Genomic DNA, 18,145 nt, shown 5'->3' with positions numbered 1-18,145 from the left:
ACGCCATCGGGGCGGCCCTACGCAGCAGGCAGGCGCCCGAGGCCCCGATGCCCCGGTCGGCAGGTCGCGCGCGCCGAGGCGTCGGGATCACCGCCGTCTCCGCGCTGCTGCTGCTCGCGGCGAGCACCGGAGCGGGTGCGGTGGACGGCACGGCCGTCGCGCCGCCCGTGGAGGACGCACCCGCCGCGTCCTCGTCCGGTGAGTCCGCGCTGCGGACGTCGATCGACCCGACCGCCACCCCGCAATCGGGCTTCACCACCGACAGCGTGACCACCCAGGTCGCCCCCGGCATCGAACTCACCGAGTTCGACCGCTTCGACCCGGCCGGGTGGATTCGCGGCGACGTGCTGACCGCCGAGCTGTCCGAGACGAGCCTGGAGCCCGTCTACCTGCACCCCGGCACCGTGGCGGACCGGACTCCGCTGTCCGAGCAGCTCGCCGAGGCGGGCGCGGTGGCCGGGGTCAACGGAGACTTCTTCGACATCAACGCGACCGGTGCGCCGTTGGGCGTCGGCATCGACGACGGCGAGCTGCGCCATGCCCCGGCGGCGGGCCACAACCTCACGGCGGCATTCACCGAGGACCGCAGGGCCGCCCTCACCGAGGTGTTCCTCGCGGCTCGCCTCACGCTGCCCGACGGCACGGTGCTGACGGGCAGCAACCTGAACTCGCCTGTGATCGCCCGGGACGGCATCGGCGTGTTCACCCCGGCATGGGGCTCGACCAGCCGCGTCACGGCGACGTCGGGAGCGGCCGAGGTGCGCGAGGTGGAACTGGTCGACGGCCGGGTGTCCGCGATCCGCACGGCGCCCGGCGACGGGCCGATCGCCGAGGGCACCCAGATCCTGCTCGCCAGGGACGCGGGTGCCACGGCGCTCGACGCGCTGGTCGAGGGCGATGCGGTGGAGGTCGGCCTGGCGCCCCGCGCCGACGCGGCCGAGATCGCCGTCGCGGTGGGCGGCAACCGGGTCCTGGTCCGCGACGGAGAGGTGCAGCCGGTCGACAACGTCGCAGCGCACCCTCGGACCGCCGTGGGCTTCTCCGAGGACGGCTCCCGCTTCTGGCTCGTCAGCATCGACGGTCGGCAGTCGACCAGCCGAGGCATGACCGAGCTGGAGCTGGCGCACCACCTGCACTCCCTCGGCGCGCACGAGGCGCTGAACCTCGACGGCGGCGGCTCCTCCACGCTGCTGGCCAGGAAGGTCGGCGACGCCGAGGCGGCGGTGCACAACTCGCCCTCCGACGGCGGTGAGCGGCTGGTGCCCAACGGACTGGGCCTGCGCACTGCCGAGGGCAGCGGACGGCTGACCGGCTACCGCGTCGAACCCGCCGTGGCCGGGCCGGACTCCCATCGGGTGCTGGCGGGCCTGAGCAGGCGGCTCGACGCCCTCGGGCACGACGAGAGCGGCGCCCCGGTGGAGGCGACGCCCCGCTGGCGGGTGCACCGGCCGGGCAACGGCCGGGTGACCGACGGGGTGTTCGTCGCGCGCGACCGCGCCGACCGGATCGGCGAGACGACGACCGTGACCGCCGCGACGGGCAGGCTCCAGGGCACCACCGAGCTGGACGTGCTGGGCAGGCCGGTGCGGCTGCGGGGCGACGTCGGCCAGGTGGCGCTGTCCGGGGCCGAGGTCACCAGCCAGGTTCGCGTGCTCGGCAGCGACGCCGACGGGTTCAGCACCTGGGTGGAACCGGATGACCTGCGACTCGACTTCGATGCGGACGTGGTGCGGGTCGAGCCTGCCGACGACGGATTCGCCGTCACCGCGCTGGTCGACTCCGGCTCGACGGTGATCACCGCGACCGCAGGCGACCTCACGGCCCGGATCGGCGTCACGGTCGGCACCGAACAGCAGGTGCTCGACCCGCTGGACTCGCTCGACGGCTGGCAGGCCTCGGCCTTCCCCGCCGTCGTCGGCTCGGCCGTCTCACTCGCCGACGGCCGCGACGACACGCAGGGCGTGGCCCTGGACTACCGGCTGACCGGCACCACCGCGACCCGCGCCGCCTACGTCAACGCGGTACCGCAGACGCCGCTGCCCGAGGGCACGCAGCGCATCGGCCTCTGGGTCAACGGCGACGGCAACGGCGCGTGGCTGCGGCTGGAACTGCGCGACGGCGCGGACTCCCCCGCCGTGCTGGGCCTGGCCGCTTCGGTGGACTGGACGGGCTGGCGGTATGTCGAGACCGAGCTGCCCGCCGGGCTGGCGGCCCCCGTGCGACTCCAGCGTTTCTATCTGGTGGAGACCGACCGCGATCGGCAGTACGAGGGCCGGGTCGTGTTCGACGACCTGACCGCCGCCGTCTCCCCGGTGGCCGACGTGCCGCCCGAGCCGGTCTCCCCGGACGCCGCCGTCGTGGTCGACGACGTGCTGGCCCCCGAGCGGGGAGCCCTGCGGGTCGCCGTGGTCAGCGACGCCCAGTTCACCGCCGACGACCCGGCGGGCCCGCTGGTCGCCCAGGCTCGCCGGACGCTGCAAGAGGCCCTCGCGGCGGAGCCCGATCTCGTCCTGATCAACGGCGACCTGGTCGACCGGGGCACGGCGCCCGACTTCGAGCTGGCCCGTGCGGTGCTGGACGAGGAGCTGGGCGAGCAGGTCCCCTGGTACTACCTGCCCGGCAATCACGAGGTGTCCGGCCCCGGTGACACCTCCGAGTTCGAGGCCGTGTTCGGGGAGACTTCTCAGCGAGTGGACCACGACGGGATCCGGCTGATCCTGCTGGACAGCTCGCGCGGCACCCTGCGCGGCGGCGGGTTCGATCAGATCGAGATGCTGCGCGCCGAACTGGACGCGGCCGAGGAGGACAGGTCCGTCAAGGGCGTGCTCGTCGCGCTGCACCATCCGACCGACGACCCCGGCACGGCCGGAAACTCCCAGCTCGGCGACCAACGCGAGGCCGAGCTGCTCCTGGACTGGCTGAGCGAGTTCGAGGACGCCGCAGGCAAGCCGACGGCGCTGGTGGCCTCCCACGCGGGCCGGTTCCACGCCGATCGAGTGGACGGAGTGCCGAGGCTGGTTAACGGCAACGCCGGCAAGTCGCCGTCGGGTCCCGTCGATCAGGGCGGGTTCACCGGCTGGAGCCTGGTGCAGATGCGGCCTGCCGATCGCGACGAGGCGGTCCGCTTCGAGCTGCGCCCACATGTCGACGAGCTGGTGCTGACCGCGCCGGAACGCATCGGCAGGGACGACAGCGAGACCGTGACGACGCTGGTCCGGCAGGAGGATCGCGAGGTGCCGGTGGCCTATCCGGTCAGCGCGGACTGGTCGGGCTCGCGGAGCCTGCACATCGTCGAGTCGGACCGACCGAAGGACCGGCCTCGGCCGTGGCACGTCGCGTCCTTCGACCCGGCGACCGGCACGCTGGCGGGCCTCCGACGCGGTGAGGTCGAGCTGTCGGTGACGGTCAACGGCGTCACGGAGACGGTGGACGTCAGCGTCCGCTGACGGTTTTCAGAGCCGGGAGGCGGCGGGCGAGCGCCGCCGCCTCCCGGGCGCGGTCCGTGTCCGGGAAAGCTGAATCACCTCTGCACCGTCATGACTCGTCCCCGCGTCACCGCGTTTAGAACACGCACGTGCCATCCTGAAAATAGCCGTCGGCCTGATAATCCACGCTCGTAACGACGGGGGATTCCCGCTTGATGCGGGCAGCGAGTTCCTTGCCCTTCTCGATCCAGGCATGTCGATGCTGCGGGGAAGGGAACCCGGAGTCCTGCGGGACGGCGAGATTGAAGGTGCCCTGCAGTTCCTCATCCCACTCATGAAGCTCACGAGTCAGATCATCACTAAATCCGAAGTACTCGGCTGCCTCGTCTATCGTGTGATTGTGGAAGTCGCCGTCCTGCGCGTCGAAGTACATGGGGTCTTGGTCGTACCCGGCCAGTATCGCAAGTTCCACCGCCGTCGAGGTCATGAGAGCTTTCTCTTCCTGCTGATCGGGTGCGCTGTCACGATGAAGCCGTTGTCGCCTATCGTGATGGCGATGCGGATGCTCCCGCCGTGAATCTCGATCTCGTACACCTCCGCAGCCTTATGCTTTCCCACGAACCGGCCGCGGCGGAGGCAGCGGAACACGACGTCGATGATCTCATGTTCCGGTATCGCCGCGTCGGCGAACTCCTTTCGGCGCTTCGGTCGAAGGATGTGTGCTTGTCCGGCGTGGTCAGGATCTCCGGTTTCCAACCACACCAGATGGCCGCATCGGTGACGGATCATCCTGACGATCCTCGCGGGACTGATCTTGGTTCCGCCGCGTTTCAGCTCGGTGATCCACTCCGCATAACGCACTTCTGGATCACTCGAGGACACGTCTGCCGACGGGTTCGGGTCAACGGGCCAGGAGGCTGAGGGGCCCGCCGGTCCGGCAGGCGAAACGCCTGGGGGCGACGTCTCGGCGTCGCCGATCCCGTGCCCGGCGATATGTCTGCAGTAGCCGTCGATGATCTCCTGCGCCCCGCCGCGCAGGGCGCGGGCGGCGCGGACGTCCTCGGTGGACCGGACGGCGAGCTGGTTGATCTGTGCGACTTCGGGTTGTGTCGAGCCGTGGGTGGCGGCGGAGAAGACGACCGCGCCGTCGGCAATGGCGGCATCGGCCTGGATGGTGGCCTGGCGTGCCTGGGTGAGCAGGGCGTGGGCCCGGTGGAGCCGGCCACGATATCGGTGACCGACACTGCGCGAATCCTTACCTTCCGTGTTCACCCATGGTGTCGGAACAGCGTTCCGTAGTCGAGCGAATACTCACCGAGGAAGGTGGTCAGGCGGGCAGGCCCGCCGGCCAGAATTCGACGTGATCACCCCGAGCCGGGCGAGACCTGGTTCGCGTCTGCCCAGCCCGGGTCGTCACCGGCAGGCTGTCGTCAGGGCTTGCGCTGGCCCCGCTTCTCCCTGACCCGGATCGAGAAGCGGATCGGGCTGCCAGCGAAGCCGAAGGTCTCCCGGAATCGACGCTCCAGGAAGCGTCGGTAGCCCGCCTCCAGGAAGCCGGTGGTGAACAGCACCACCGTCGGCGGCCGGGTCTGCGCCTGCGTGGCGAAGAGGACCCTGGGCTGCTTGCCGCCCCGAACCGGCGGCGGGGTGGCCTGGATCAGCTCGTTCAGCCAGGCGTTGAGCTGCCCGGTGGGCACCCTGGTGTCCCAGGAGTCCAGGGCCTTGCGCAGCGCGGGCGCCAGTTTCGCCACCGCGCGGCCGGTCCTGGCCGAGACGTTGACGTGTTCGGCCCAGGGCACCCGGACCAGGCCTCGGTCGAGTTCCCTGGTGAGCTGAGTGCGGCGGTCCTCGTCCACGAGGTCCCACTTGTTGAAGGCCAGTACCAGCGCCCGGCCCGCCTCCACGATGTCGGTGATGACCCGGAGGTCCTGCTCGGTGATCGGCTCGCTGGCGTCCAGCAGCACCGCGACCACCTCGGCGGCCTCGATGGCCGCCTTGGTCCGCAGCGAGGCGTAGTACTCGGTGCCGCTCGCGGTGTTGACCCGCTTGCGCAGGCCCGCCGTGTCGACGAACTTCCAGATCTCGCCGTCCAGCTCGATCAGCTCGTCGACCGGATCGACCGTCGTGCCCGCGACCGAGTCGACGACCACCCGCTGCTCGCCCGCCAGCTTGTTGAGCAGGCTCGACTTGCCGACGTTGGGCTTGCCGACCAGCGCGACCCGCCGGGGCCCGCCGCCGCCGTGGCCGACGAGGTCTCGCGGCGACTCCGGCAGCGCCGCCAGCACGGCGTCGAGCAGGTCACCGGAGCCCCGGCCGTGCAGACCGCTGACGGGCAGCGGCTCGCCGAGTCCGAGCGACCAGAGCTGATGCACCTCGGCCATGGCCCGCTCGCTGTCGACCTTGTTGGCGGCGACCAGCACGGGCCGATCCGAGCGGCGCAGCACCCTGGCCACGGCGTCGTCGGTGGCCGTCGCGCCGACGGTGGCGTCGACCACCAGCAGCACGGCGTCGGAAGCGCTCATCGCCAGCTCCGCCTGGGCGGCGACCGCCCCCTGAAGGCCGGTGGCGTCGGGTTCCCAGCCGCCGGTGTCCACGACCGTGAACTTCCGGCCGTTCCACAGCGCGTCATAGGCGACGCGGTCCCTGGTCACGCCGGGGATGTCCTGCACCACCGCCTCTCGGCGGCCCAGGATGCGGTTCACCAGCGTCGACTTGCCGACGTTCGGCCGCCCCACCACCGCGAGCACGGGTTGCGGCAGCGCCGCCTCCTCCGAGCCCTCCACCATTTCACCGTCGGCCGACAGCTCCCACTCGGCCTCATCGGTCCAGCTCCCGTTCAGGCCGGTCACGTGTTCTCTCCCTTGTCTCCGCCGGGCGAGCCCGATTCGGCGAGCAGTCGCCGATCGAGTTCGCGCACCAGCTCCGCGAGTTCGCCCTGCACCCGCGCTGTCGCCTCGTGAAGGGCCGCGCGCCCCCGTCCCGAGGGCACGGTGAAGGCTTCCCCGAACAATACGTCCACCCTGGGCCGGAACCTGCGGCCGGACTCCGCTGGGCGGCGGGTGCCACGGCAGGCCACCGGCAGAACGAGTGCGTCGGAGGACCTGGCCAACCAGGCGGCGCCGTTGTGCGCCCCCGACACGTCGCCGCTGCCCCTGGTCCCCTCGGGGAACACCGCGACCAGCCCGCCTGCACGCAGGGCCCGGACCGAGGCCAGCAGCGGCACCCGATCGGCCTCGCCTCGGCGGACGGGAAGCTGCCCCATCCGCCGCAGCGCCCAGCCCATCGGCCCCCGGAACATCTCGTGCTTGATCAGGAACACGCACTGCCGCCGGACCAGGCCGAACAGCAGCGGCCCGTCGATCAGCGAACTGTGGTTGGCGACCAGGACCACCGGGCCTCGGCGCGGCAGCTGGTCGCGTCCGTGGACCCGGACGCGGAAGAAGACCCGGCCGATCGTCGTGCCGATCCAGCGGCCCACCCGGTTCATCGCCCGCCAGGAACCCTCCGGCAGCGCCGAGACCGCCGGGCTCGACGACTCGGAGTCGGCCGTCGAGGAGCGGGCGGTCATCGGGGGCTCCGTGGTCTCGTGACGGCGAGGCCGCTCTCGACGACGAGGCGGGACAGCTCCGCCAGCACCCCGGCCACGTCCAGGTGGGTCGTGTCCACTTCGACGGCGTCGGTGCCGCGCCGCAGCGGCGAGACGGCCCGGCTCGAGTCGAACTCGTCCCGTCTGCGCACGTCGGCGTGGGTCTCGTCGATCGACACCCGTCTGCCCTGGGCGCTGTCCTGGGCGCTGCGACGCCGGGCCCTGACCTCGGCGTCGGCGGTCAGGTAGACCTTGAGGCCCGCCTCGGGGGCCACGACCTCGCCGATGTCCCGCCCCTCGACGACGATGCCGACGTCGACACCGCGTGCCTCGGCGATGACCGCCTGCTGCTGGGCCACCAGGAGCCCGCGCACCTCGGGCACGGCCGCGACCGCCGAGACCGCCTGCGTCACCGGCTCGCCCCTGATCTCGGCGGCGACGTCCTCGCCGTCGAGCCGGATCTCGGGCCGCTCCGGATCGGTGCCCACACTCAGCCGTGCCTCGGCGGCGACCCTGGCGACCGAAGGGGCGTCCGCCGGATCGGTCCCCGACCGCAGCACCGCCAGCGTCACGGCCCGATACATCGCGCCGGTGTCCAGGTAGCGCGCCCGCAGGCCGAAGGCCAGCCGACGCGAGACGGTGGACTTCCCCGTCCCCGACGGCCCGTCCATCGCGACGATCCCGCGCAACTCAGCGCCCTCCACCGTGCCTCCGTTCGGCCGTGCCTCTGCCTCGCCGCGCCCCGATCGGGGGACACCGCATGTCCGGCGTCCATTCTGCCCGCTCGGGTCGGATGCTCCGAGGGCGGTCGCGCGAGGAATGTGGGCGAGATCCCGGCGGGCCTCGGGCGCCTGCTGGCCGCCCTGGGCGGTCGGCTCTGCTCGGGGGGACGGTGATCAGGGTCGTTCTACCCTGAGCTGCTCCCGGTGAGTGACGTGGCGTCTCGGGGCACGCAGGTCCCGTTATCCGGCTCGCGCGTACGGCAACCCCTGCTTGGGCGGGGAGGGCTGGATGTTCTGCGCGGTAGGCGGTAGGCCCGCCGGCTCACCCCCGCCTACGCGGGGAGGACCCGCCGCCGAAGTACCGCGCCCAGGCCCACATCGGCTCACCCCCGCCTACGCGGGGAGGACTCCGCGCCGTCGCCTGGCTGCTCCGCGAGGGTCGGCTCACCCCCGCCTACGCGGGGAGGACTGAACCTCGGAGACCCGGGCTCGACGGCGATGCGGCTCACCCCCGCCTACGCGGGGAGGACCTCGGCCGCCTGCCGCATCCGCGTCGCGCGCTCCGGCTCACCCCCGCCTACGCGGGGAGGACACGACCGATCGGAGTTGCGCCCGCGACAACCACGGCTCACCCCCGCCTACGCGGGGAGGACCTCCTCGGCGGCGGACTCAGCGGCACGGCGGGCGGCTCACCCCCGCCTACGCGGGGAGGACGGACAACGACATCCCCCCGACGTGTAACCGGAAGGCTCACCCCCGCCTACGCGGGGAGGACGGGCATCACGAATTCGAGATCGACCTTGACGGGGGATCACCCCCGCCTACGCGGGGAGGACCGGGCGGCACGGTGGTACTCCTGGGATGCCTGCGGCTCACCCCCGCCTACGCGGGGAGGACCCTTCGCGACCTGGGGCTTCAGAAGGGCGTTATCCTTTTGTGATTTATTCTTGCAGCCTTGACTGGGCACACGGCGTCACCATACCTCAGCGCCGAGTAGCGCTCGTCTGAGTGCCGCCGCATGGGGTCGCCCTCGGCAGCGGGCGTCGGCGGCCCGCCAGAGACCTCGGCTCCGCAGCCGCCCGGAAGCGGACCGCTCCAAACGCCGCGAATCCCCCGATGAACAAGACTGCCCGCCGCACAAGAGCGCGGCGGGCAGTCCCCAAGTCAGTCAGCCGACCGGTTCAGTCACCGCCGCCACCGCCGCCGTCCGACCCGGAACCCGAGTCCGACGAGGGCGAAGACGAGGACGAAGACGACGAAGAGCCGGAAGAGACCCCGGCATCGGCGGTCGAGGAGACGCTCACCTCGGCACGGCTCCCCGAGGACCCCGAGGAGTCCGAAGCATCCGGCCCCGAGGCACCCCGTTCAGAGGACGCACCGCCGGCGTCTCGCCGGTCGCCCGCCCCGGCGTCGGTCGCAGCCGCACCACCGGCGACCGCCGTGCCGCCGCCACCGTCGGAGTCACCGCCCGTGGCCCCCGTGGAGCCGTCGCGATCGGGGTTCGTGCCCCGCGCCAGTGCCGGGTCCTCCCGGCCGCGCCGCGCGAGGATCAGATAGGCCACCGCGCCGAGGAAGACCAGGCCCGAGGTGAACACGTTGATGCGTTGACCGAAGATCATCGTCGCCTGATCGGTTCGCATCAGCTCGATCCAGAACCGGCCGAGGGTGTAACCGGCGACGTAGAGCGCGAAGACCCGGCCGTGGCCCAGCCGGAATCGGCGGTCCGCCCAGATGAGCAGCAGCACGACGCCGAGGTTCCACAGCAGCTCGTACAGAAAGGTCGGGTGGACCACCGCGATGGGCGTGTGATCAACGGCGATGCCGTTGACCTGGTCCTCCAACCCGGTCGCCGGATCGATCCGCTGGTACAGCTCCAGGCCCCAGGGCAGATCGGTCGGCCCGCCGTAGAGCTCCTGGTTGAACCAGTTCCCGAGCCTGCCGATGGCCTGCGCCAGGATGATGCCCGGTGCCAGCGCGTCGGCCATCATCGGCAGCGGGATGCCCCTGCGTCGACAGGCGATCCAGGCGCCGACCCCGCCCAGGGCGATGGCGCCCCAGATGCCGAGACCGCCGTTCCAGATGGCGAAGATGTCCAGCGGGTTGCGGCCCTCGCCGAAGTACAGGTGGTAATCGGTGGCGACGTGGTACAGCCTGCCGCCGATGAGCCCGAACGGAACCGCGAAGACGGCGACGTCCAAGACGGTGCCCTGCTCCCCGCCTCGGGCCGCCCACCGCCGCTCACCCCACCAGATCGCCGCGACGATCCCGATCAGGATGCAGATCGCGTAGGCCCGAAGGGACAGCGGTCCGATGCGCCAGACACCCTGATCTGGACTCGGAATGCTCGCCAGGAACATGGTTACGGTACCGGTCACGCCGTCACACTATCCGGCACTCTCGGGAATGCCCACGCATGGTCGCCCGGCGACGGGACTCAATTGAGGTCGAGCCGCACCGGAAAGGGTCGCTCGAGGTCCAGGTGGCCGTCTCTACTGCGCGCCGTCTCCTGGAACTCGCCGCCGATCAATTCGAAGACGGTCATCGTCACCGACTGCGCCATCGGCGTCACCAGCAGTAGGAACGGGATGCCCGCGTGCGCGTAGAGCTGCTTCTTCAGCGCCCGGTCGAACATCTTCGACGCGGGCGAGGACACCTCGACGACCAGCACCAGGTCCGCCGCGTCGAGATAGAGACCGTCGCGATCCGGCACGCTGGTGATGGCGAGGTCGGGAATGAGCAGCCGTCCGCTGTCCAGCAGCACGCTGATCCGGGGCAGCGACTCGTACTCCGGCGGAACGGCGGCGAGGAAGGACATCTGAAGCCGTTGCAGAATCCGCTGATGGGTTCGGCCTGCCACCGGGCTCACGACCAACGCGCCGTCGACGAGCTCGATGCGCTGCCCGTGATCCTCGGGAAGCTGGAGCACCGCCGCCGCAGTCCAGGGACCGGCGTGGGCGAAGATGTTGGTGCTGGGTTCTGCTGGTGCCACCATGACCGGGGGCCTCCTCCAGGGTCGGCGGCACCACCCTGGCACGGGTTCCGACTGATCCTCTTCTGCACACGCGGAGCGTACCGTCAAACACACAGAGTAGTGAATTCCGCGATCCGGCCCGGCGAAGTCGACCCGAGTCAGGCAGGCTGCGTGCTCCGCCTGCGCACCCCGGCCGCCAGCTCGACGGCCAGCTCCCGCACCTCGGCCTCGGCGCCGGACAGCTCACGGTCCACGCCGCCGATCCGCGAGACGAAGGCCGAGCCGACGATCACCGCGTCGGAGAAGCCCGCGATCTCGGCGGCCTGATCCCCGGAGCGCACCCCGAGACCGACGCCGATGGGCAGAGTGGTGTGCGCGCGAGCTCGCCGGACCGTGCTCCAGGCCTCGGAGCCCACCGCGTCGCGGGCGCCGGTGACGCCCATCACGGCGGTGGCGTAGACGAAGCCGCTGGAGGCCTCGGCGGTCAGCGAGATCCGCTCCTCGCTGGAGGACGGCGCGATCAGGAAGATGCGGTCCAGCCGGTGCGTGTCGGCGGCCGAGATCCAGTCGTCGGCCTCGTCGGGGATGAGGTCCGGCGTGATCATGCCGAGCCCGCCCGCCGAGGCGAGGTCCCTGGCGAAGGCGTCCACCCCGTAGCGGTGCACGGGGTTCCAGTAGGTCATCACCACGGCCCGCCCGCCCGCCGAGGCCACCGACTCCACGACCTCGAAGACGTTGCGAAGCCGGAAGCCACCGTGCAGGGCCGACTCGGCCGCCCGCTGGATCACGGGACCGTCCATGACCGGATCGGAGTAGGGCACGCCGATCTCGACCAGGTCGACGCCGGAGTCCAGCATCGTCCGGAACAACGCCGAGGAGCCCGCCACCGTCGGATAACCGGCGGGCAGGTAGCCGATCAGCGCGGCCCGCCCTTCGGCGCGGCACTGGGCGAACATCGGCGCGAGACGACTCATCAGGCTTCCTTCTCCCCGAGCAGGCCGAACCACGAGGCCGCCGTGTCCACGTCCTTGTCGCCGCGACCGGAGAGGCTCACCAGCAGCACGGCGTTCTCGCCCCGTTCGCGCCCGACCTTCAGGGCGCCCGCCAGGGCATGGGCGGACTCGATGGCCGGGATGATGCCCTCGGTGCGACACAGCAGCTCGAAGGCGTCCATCGCCTCCGCATCGGTCACCGCCCGATACTCCGCCCGGCCGGTGTCCTTGAGCCAGGAGTGCTCCGGGCCGACGCCGGGATAGTCCAGGCCCGCCGAGATCGAGTGCGTCTCGACGGTCTGCCCGTCCTCGTCCTGAAGCAGGTAGGAGCGCGCGCCGTGCAGCATCCCCGGCAGCCCGGCGGTGAGGGTGGCGCCGTGCCGTCCGGTGTCGAGCCCCTCGCCTGCGGGCTCGAAGCCGATCAGCGCGACGTCCTTGTCGCCGAGGAAGGGGTGGAAGATGCCGATGGCGTTCGATCCGCCGCCGACGCAGGCGATCACCGCGTCGGGCAGCGTGCCCGCCTGGTCGAGCATCTGGGCCCGCGCCTCGATGCCGATCACCCGATGGAAGTCGCGGACCATCACCGGGAACGGGTGCGGACCCGCGACGGTGCCCAGCAGGTAGTGCGTGTCGTCGACGTTGGCGACCCAGTCGCGCAGCGCCTCGTTGATGGCGTCCTTGAGGGTGCGGGAGCCGGTCGTCACCGGGATGACCTCGGCGCCGAGCAGCCGCATCCTGGCGACGTTGAGCGCCTGCCTTCTGGTGTCGACCTCGCCCATGTAGACGACGCAGTCGAGCCCGAGCAGGGCGCAGGCGGTGGCCGTGGCCACCCCGTGCTGCCCCGCTCCGGTCTCGGCGATCACCCTGGACTTGCCCATCCGCTTGGTGAGCAGCGCCTGACCCAGGACGTTGTTGATCTTGTGTGAGCCGGTGTGGTTGAGGTCCTCACGCTTGAGGAACACCCGGCCGCCGCCCGCGTGCTCGGCGAAGCGGGTCACCTCGGTCAGCGGCGACGGCCTGCCCGTGTAGTCCCGCAGCAGCCGGGCCAGCTCGTCGGTGAACTCCGGGTCGACCCTGGCCTTGTCGTAGGCCGTGGCCAGTTCCTCCAACGCCGACATCAGCGCCTCGGGCACGAACCGGCCGCCGTAGGGGCCGAAGTGGCCGCTCTCGTCCGGTTCGTGCTCGATGGACCGCTCTTCCGACGTGGGCTTCGTGCCCTCACCGGCACCGCTCATCGGCTCGGCCTCGGACAGGCCGGGTGCGAGCCCGCGGTGACGAGCTGCGTCACCGCCGCCTTCGGGTCGCCGCTGGCCACCAGGCCCTCGCCGACCAGGACGGCGTCCGCCCCGGCGCCGGCATAGGCCATCAGGTCACTCGGCCCTCTGACCCCGGACTCCGCGATCTTGAGGACCTCGGCGGGCAGGCCGGGCGCGATCCGCCCGAAGACCTCGCGGTGCACCTCCAGGGTGTGCAGATCACGAGCGTTGATGCCGATCAGGCTGGCACCCGCCTGCAGGGCGCGGTCGGCGTCCTCGGCGGTGTGCACCTCCACCAGGGCCGTCATCCCGAGAGACTCCACCCGGTCCAACAAGGACTCCAGGGCGTTCTGCTCCAGGGCGGCGACGATCAGCAGCACGATGTCGGCGCCGTGCGCTCGCGCCTCGTGCACCTGATAGGTGCCGACGATGAAGTCCTTGCGCAGCAACGGAACGTCGACGGCGGCGCGAACCGCGTCGAAGTCCGCCAGCGACCCGCCGAAGCGTCGCTGTTCGGTGAGCACGCTGATCGCCCGCGCACCCGCCGCCGCATAGGAGGCCGCCAGTTCAGCCGGATCGGCGATGTCGGCCAGATGCCCCTTGGACGGGCTGCGCCGCTTCACCTCCGCGATGACGCCGATGCCCGGCGCCAACAGCGCCGTTCTGACGTCCTTCGGTGGCTTGGCCTGATCGGCCAGCCGCTTGATCTCATCGAACGGCACTGCCGCCTCGCGATCCGCGAGGTCGGCACGCACTCCGTCGAGGATTGACTCCAGGACACTGTTCACGAGATCACCTCGTTGACGTGCCCGTCCGTGCGCTCGATCACGCCCACTCCCCTCGCGCGCCGCCGGGTTCCCAGGATGCTAACCCCATTCGCCCTTCGCTCGGGCCACCGGGTCCGACAATTCCGCAGCGCAGGAAGGCCGTCAGGCGCTCCGACCTGCATGGTCGTTTGCAGGATCAACGATCCTCCTCGGTCGGGTCGGTCCCCTCGTTCAGCGTGTCCCACATCCGACGGTCCGGCTCGACCGGGGTCCGCTCGGTTCTTCTCGCGGTGTACCGGCTGCCCAGGGTCGGCAGCACGCCGCCCCGCAGCGCGGTCCACAGGCCCGCGACGGCCAGCGTCAGACCGCCCGCGCCCGCCGCCACTCGACCCAGCAGGATCGCGGGCGGCTCGTCGACGGTCTGGTCGACGAGCGGCCCGAGGAAGATCGACATCTCGTCGGCGGGCCCGGCGTCACCGCCGACCACCGCCGCCCACACCACCGCCGCGCCCGCGACGACCAGCAGCCCGCCGACGATCCGACGCGGCAGCCCGCCGAGCGCGACCAGCGCCGCCACGGCGGCCAGGGCCAGCAGGGCCGTCGGGGTGAGCCAGCCCGCCGCGTCGGCACCGGTCAGGACGACCGTCGAGGTCAGGTTCTCCTCGCCGGGAAGGATCACCAGCCACGGCAGCAGCGTCGCCGACCAGAGCAGTCCGGCCGAGACCGCCAGGAGAAGCGCCAACCCCGTGAGCAGCCGCCTGCCCGCCGCAGCGGGGCTGCCCGGCACCGCGTCCGCCGCGGTCGGGTCGGACTCGTCCCGGGCCGCCTCAGGCTGCGTGACGGGAGCCTGGCGGTCGGGGGCCGGGGAGGCGGTGTCCGGGGAGTCGTCCGGCGGCCCCGAGGAGTCCGGGACTTCTCGGGGGTCCGGACCGTGCTCAGGCACCGGAACTCCGCACCGCGAGGCTCGCGACGTCGCCGGGCAGCCCCGCAGACCGCGCCCCGTCGCCCGCCGGGGCGGGCGCCGCCAGCGTCTCGGCCGTCGCGATCGCCGCCAGCACCGCGCCTGCCTTGTTCAGCGTCTCCTGGTCCTCGGCGACCGGGTCGGAGTCGGCCACGATCCCGCCGCCCGCCTGCACGTAGGCGGTCCCCTCGCGCATCAGCGCGGTGCGGATCGCGATCGCGGTGTCGGCGTCGCCCGCGAAGTCCAGGTAGCCGACCACGCCGCCGTAGACCCCGCGTCGGGTCGGCTCCAGCTCCTCGATCAGCTCCATCGCCCTCGGCTTCGGCGCCCCGGAGAGGGTGCCCGCAGGGAAGCAGGCCGCAATCGCGTCGAAGGCCGTGCGGCCCTCGGCGAGGCGCCCGGTGACCGTCGAGACGATGTGCATGACGTGGCTGTAGCGCTCCACGGTGAAGAACTCGACCACCGACACCGAGCCCGGCGCGCAGACCCGGCCCAGGTCGTTGCGGCCGAGGTCGACGAGCATCAGGTGCTCGGCCCGCTCCTTCTCGTCGGCCAGCAGGTCCTTCTCCAGCAGCGCGTCCTCCTCCGGGTCGGCGCCACGCCACCGCGTGCCCGCGATGGGGTGCGTGGTCGCCACGCCATCACGCACAGTCACCAGGGATTCGGGGCTGGAGCCGACGATGTCGAAGGGCACCGCTCGGCCGTCCGCCCCCGGCGACTCCAGGCGCAGCAGGTACATGTACGGACTCGGATTGGTCGCCCGAAGTACCCGGTAGACGTCGAGCGCATCGGCGTCGGTGGTCATCTCGAACCGCTGAGACACCACCACCTGGAACGCCTCACCTGCGCGGATGGCCTCCTGGGCCGCCCGCACAGCGGCGTGGTGCTCCGCCTCGCTGCGCCTGCGGACGAAGTCCGGCTTCGGCCGGTCGTAGACGGCGACGCTGGCCGGGGCGGGTGCGCCGAGCCGGACCGTCATCTCGTCGAGCCTGGCCAGCGCGTCCCGATAGGCGGCGTCGAGCCGTTCCGGGCTGTCGTCCCAGTTCACCGCGTTGGCGATCAGGGTGATGGTGCCTTCGTGGTGGTCCAGCGCGGCGAGGTCGGTGGCGAGCAGCATCACCAGTTCGGGGAGGTGCAGATCGTCCTCGGCCAGCTCCGGCAGGCGTTCCAGTCTGCGGACGGTGTCGTAGCCGAGGTAGCCCACCATCCCGCCGTGCAGCGGCGGCAGGCCGGGCAACGGGTCGGTGTGCAGCACCCGCAGCGTGTCCCGCAGCGCGGTGAGGGGGTCGCCGCCGGTGGGCAGCCCGACCGGTGGAGTGCCGGTCCAGACGGCCTCGCCGTCACGCACGGTCAGGGCGGCCGGACTGTGCACACCGATGAACGACCAGCGCGACCAGGAACGTCCGTTCTGCGCCGACTCGAAGAGGAAGGTGCCCGGTCGGTCGTCGGCGAGTTTGCGATACACGCCCAGCGGGGTCTCGTCGTCGGCGAGGAGCTTGCGCACGACCGGGATCACCCGCCGCTCGGCCGCCAGGGCACGGAACTCCTCCAGCGTCGGGCTGACCGCGCCGATTCCGCCACCAGTTGCGTCCACCATGACGTCATTGTGCCGGTGGGCGTTCTCCCGCCGTCAGGGGACATGATGAGGCGGTGAACGGCCCGACTGACCCACTGGACGAACCGGGCGGCACCCGCCGCCGAGGACGGCGAACCGGCGGCGACACCCGTGCGGTCCTGCTGCGCTCCGCGAAGGAGGTCTTCGCCGAACGCGGCTACGAGCAGGCGACCGTCCGGGCCATCGCGGAGCGCGCGGGCGTCGACGCCGCGATGGTCAACCACTGGTTCGGCGGCAAGGAGAAGCTGTTCACGGCGGCCGTCGAGCTGCCGTTCGACCCGTCGATACTGGTCGACATCGTGCTGGACGGGGAGCGCGAGTCGGCACCGGAACGGCTCCTCACCGCCTTCGTCTCGATCTGGGACGACCACGCCGACGGCTTCGCCGCGCTGGTCCGCAGCTTCAGCTCGACGGCGAGTGCCGCCGAGATGCTGCGCACGGCGCTGAGCCGCTTCGTCATCGGCGAGGCACTCGGCAGGCTCGGCGTTGACCAGCCCCGGGTGCGCGGCGCGCTGGTCGCCAGCCAGATCGTCGGCCTGGGCATCACCCGGTACATGCTGCGTCTCGAACCGATGAGCACGGCCGATCCGGCGTGGGTGGTGGCCGCGCTGGCCCCGACGCTGCGGCGTTATCTCTTCGAGGACCTGGCGCTGCCGCCTGCGGAGAGCTGACGGCGGGTCAGCGGCGGAGTCGGTTGAGCAGGCTGATCAGGACGGCCCGGTCGCCAGGCGCCAACGAGGTCCCCGCCAGCGAATCGGCGGTGGCCGAACGCAGGGTCTCCACCACCGCCTCCAGAAACTCGATACCGAGATCCGTCAGCGCCAACCGCTTCCCGCTGCCCCGACCCGTGACCGTCAGATAGCCCCGATCCGCCAGCCGGACCACGCTGTGATCCAGGCTCCGGGGCGGCAGATCCAACGCCGTGTTCGCAATGGCCTTCCGCATCGGCTGCGGCGCCCGCGCCAACAACCGCAACAGCCGATAGTCATACACCGAGATCCCATGACAATTCCGCAAGGCATCCGCAGGCTGCACCGTCCACCGTTGGACTGCGGCGATCAACGTCTCCCACATCACCCACGGCTCCGCCGACACTGCCCGCGCCCCCACCGCCACATCAAGAGGCACCGGACCGACAGTCACCGGCCGACCACTCACATCGACCGGGGATGAAGAGACTCCCACCGGCGGAGCCGCCGGAGAGGGCGGCTCGCCCGGCCGGGGACGCGGCGATGCCGGGGCGGAGGTGGTGACATGCGGGCTGGTGTCGGACATTCGTCGTCCTCTCCTAGGGAAGGCCGGCTGAGGGATGGCCGTCTCGGGGCAGGTGAGAAGCCAGGTAAGGATCGGCAGGTGCGGATCTGGCGGAGCGTCTCGTCCTCGGCCCGCTCGACGGGGTGCACCGTCGGATCGGGCAGGCGGCGGAGACCGGTGTCGAGGTGAGCGGCGTCGAGGTGAGTGATGTCGAGGTGAGCGGCGTCGGGCAGGCTGCCGAGTCGGGAAGACCCGGAGTTCAGGAAGACACCGCTGTCAGCAGGGTCGGGGGCGTCGGCCGGGCGGCAGTGTGTCCCAGGCACAGCGGGCAACGCTGCTCGTCGTAGAAGCACACCCGCAACGGACGTCGATTCATCGGACGGAACTCCACCTCCGGCGCACAGACCGGCCGGATCAGGTCGGAGCCGTTCCACCCGGCATCAGCGAGGTGGGAATCACCGGTACGCACCGTCCGCACAAACCAGGCCAACGTCATCACGAACCCACCACCGTCGGATCGACGCCGTCGGACGGCGGCACGGCTTCCACCGGAAAACAGACCGAGCAGCGCAACAACCGCACCCACTCCTGCACCG

The 18,145-nt window shown here is 71.5% G+C and carries 15 protein-coding genes and 1 CRISPR repeat array; of the genes, 2 read left to right on the top strand and 13 right to left on the bottom strand.

Annotated features, from left to right (window positions below):
- The first annotated feature begins 47 nt into the window (after positions 1-47).
- Complete coding sequence (locus tag UA74_RS10170) at positions 48-3,446, top strand: phosphodiester glycosidase family protein (RefSeq protein WP_075764262.1); 3,399 nt, start codon at positions 48-50, stop codon at positions 3,444-3,446.
- Positions 3,447-3,561: 115 nt separating this feature from the next.
- Here the strand turns inward: UA74_RS10170 and UA74_RS10165 are convergent, their stop codons facing one another.
- From UA74_RS10165 to UA74_RS10110, 12 genes are all read right to left on the bottom strand, one after another.
- The gene (locus tag UA74_RS10165) at positions 3,562-3,912 is read right to left on the bottom strand and encodes a hypothetical protein (RefSeq protein ID WP_075740019.1); all 351 of its coding nucleotides are present in this window, start codon (positions 3,910-3,912) and stop codon (positions 3,562-3,564) included.
- Positions 3,909-4,697: a hypothetical protein gene (locus UA74_RS30685; protein ID WP_083683079.1), complete on the bottom strand. Its 789-nt coding sequence runs from the start codon at positions 4,695-4,697 to the stop codon at positions 3,909-3,911. The genes UA74_RS10165 and UA74_RS30685 overlap by 4 nt, the downstream gene beginning before the upstream one ends.
- Positions 4,698-4,855: 158 nt before the next feature.
- Complete coding sequence (gene der, locus UA74_RS10155; protein ID WP_083683078.1) at positions 4,856-6,274, bottom strand: ribosome biogenesis GTPase Der; 1,419 nt, start codon at positions 6,272-6,274, stop codon at positions 4,856-4,858.
- The gene (locus UA74_RS10150) at positions 6,271-6,993 is read right to left on the bottom strand and encodes a lysophospholipid acyltransferase family protein (protein ID WP_075743634.1); all 723 of its coding nucleotides are present in this window, start codon (positions 6,991-6,993) and stop codon (positions 6,271-6,273) included. The genes der and UA74_RS10150 overlap by 4 nt, the downstream gene beginning before the upstream one ends.
- Complete coding sequence (gene cmk, locus UA74_RS10145; RefSeq protein WP_075740018.1) at positions 6,990-7,715, bottom strand: (d)CMP kinase; 726 nt, start codon at positions 7,713-7,715, stop codon at positions 6,990-6,992. Before cmk ends, UA74_RS10150 begins: the two co-directional genes overlap by 4 nt.
- 336 nt (positions 7,716-8,051) lie before the next feature.
- A CRISPR array of direct repeats spans positions 8,052-8,630; the repeat unit is 29 nt; unit sequence CGGCTCACCCCCGCCTACGCGGGGAGGAC.
- Positions 8,631-8,914: 284 nt separating this feature from the next.
- Positions 8,915-10,090, bottom strand: a complete 1,176-nt coding sequence (lgt, locus tag UA74_RS10140; protein WP_083683077.1) for a prolipoprotein diacylglyceryl transferase — start codon at positions 10,088-10,090, stop codon at positions 8,915-8,917.
- A 77-nt stretch (positions 10,091-10,167) separates the two neighbouring features.
- Positions 10,168-10,725: a Uma2 family endonuclease gene (locus UA74_RS10135; protein WP_075740017.1), complete on the bottom strand. Its 558-nt coding sequence runs from the start codon at positions 10,723-10,725 to the stop codon at positions 10,168-10,170.
- A gap of 137 nt (positions 10,726-10,862) precedes the next feature.
- Positions 10,863-11,678 carry a tryptophan synthase subunit alpha gene (gene trpA / locus UA74_RS10130; RefSeq protein ID WP_075740016.1) on the bottom strand — a complete coding sequence of 272 codons (816 nt, stop codon included), beginning with the start codon at positions 11,676-11,678 and terminating at the stop codon, positions 10,863-10,865.
- On the bottom strand, positions 11,678-12,931 hold the full coding sequence (gene trpB / locus UA74_RS10125; RefSeq protein ID WP_075740015.1) for a tryptophan synthase subunit beta: 1,254 nt from the start codon (positions 12,929-12,931) through the stop codon (positions 11,678-11,680). Before trpB ends, trpA begins: the two co-directional genes overlap by 1 nt.
- Positions 12,928-13,740: an indole-3-glycerol phosphate synthase TrpC gene (trpC, locus tag UA74_RS10120; protein ID WP_075740014.1), complete on the bottom strand. Its 813-nt coding sequence runs from the start codon at positions 13,738-13,740 to the stop codon at positions 12,928-12,930. Before trpC ends, trpB begins: the two co-directional genes overlap by 4 nt.
- A 175-nt stretch (positions 13,741-13,915) precedes the next feature.
- Complete coding sequence (locus UA74_RS10115) at positions 13,916-14,662, bottom strand: Trp biosynthesis-associated membrane protein (RefSeq protein ID WP_075764260.1); 747 nt, start codon at positions 14,660-14,662, stop codon at positions 13,916-13,918.
- Positions 14,655-16,277, bottom strand: coding sequence for an anthranilate synthase component I (locus UA74_RS10110; RefSeq protein ID WP_075764258.1), 1,623 nt, complete (start codon positions 16,275-16,277; stop codon positions 14,655-14,657). The genes UA74_RS10115 and UA74_RS10110 overlap by 8 nt, the downstream gene beginning before the upstream one ends.
- A gap of 53 nt (positions 16,278-16,330) precedes the next feature.
- Here UA74_RS10110 and UA74_RS10105 point away from each other — a divergent pair, with 53 nt between their 5' ends.
- The gene (locus UA74_RS10105; RefSeq protein WP_232237707.1) at positions 16,331-16,966 is read left to right on the top strand and encodes a TetR/AcrR family transcriptional regulator; all 636 of its coding nucleotides are present in this window, start codon (positions 16,331-16,333) and stop codon (positions 16,964-16,966) included.
- A gap of 7 nt (positions 16,967-16,973) precedes the next feature.
- On the opposite strand, the gene UA74_RS10100 is transcribed toward UA74_RS10105, so the two are convergent.
- On the bottom strand, positions 16,974-17,423 hold the full coding sequence (locus UA74_RS10100; protein ID WP_157434093.1) for a MarR family winged helix-turn-helix transcriptional regulator: 450 nt from the start codon (positions 17,421-17,423) through the stop codon (positions 16,974-16,976).
- Between the last annotated feature and the right edge of the window lie 722 nt (positions 17,424-18,145).

Origin of the sequence: Actinoalloteichus fjordicus (genome assembly GCF_001941625.1) — a bacterium.
Lineage (GTDB): Bacteria > Actinomycetota > Actinomycetes > Mycobacteriales > Pseudonocardiaceae > Actinoalloteichus_A > Actinoalloteichus_A fjordicus.
Note: the sequence above shows the minus strand (reverse complement) of the source record. Positions and strands in the feature narration are given on the sequence as shown.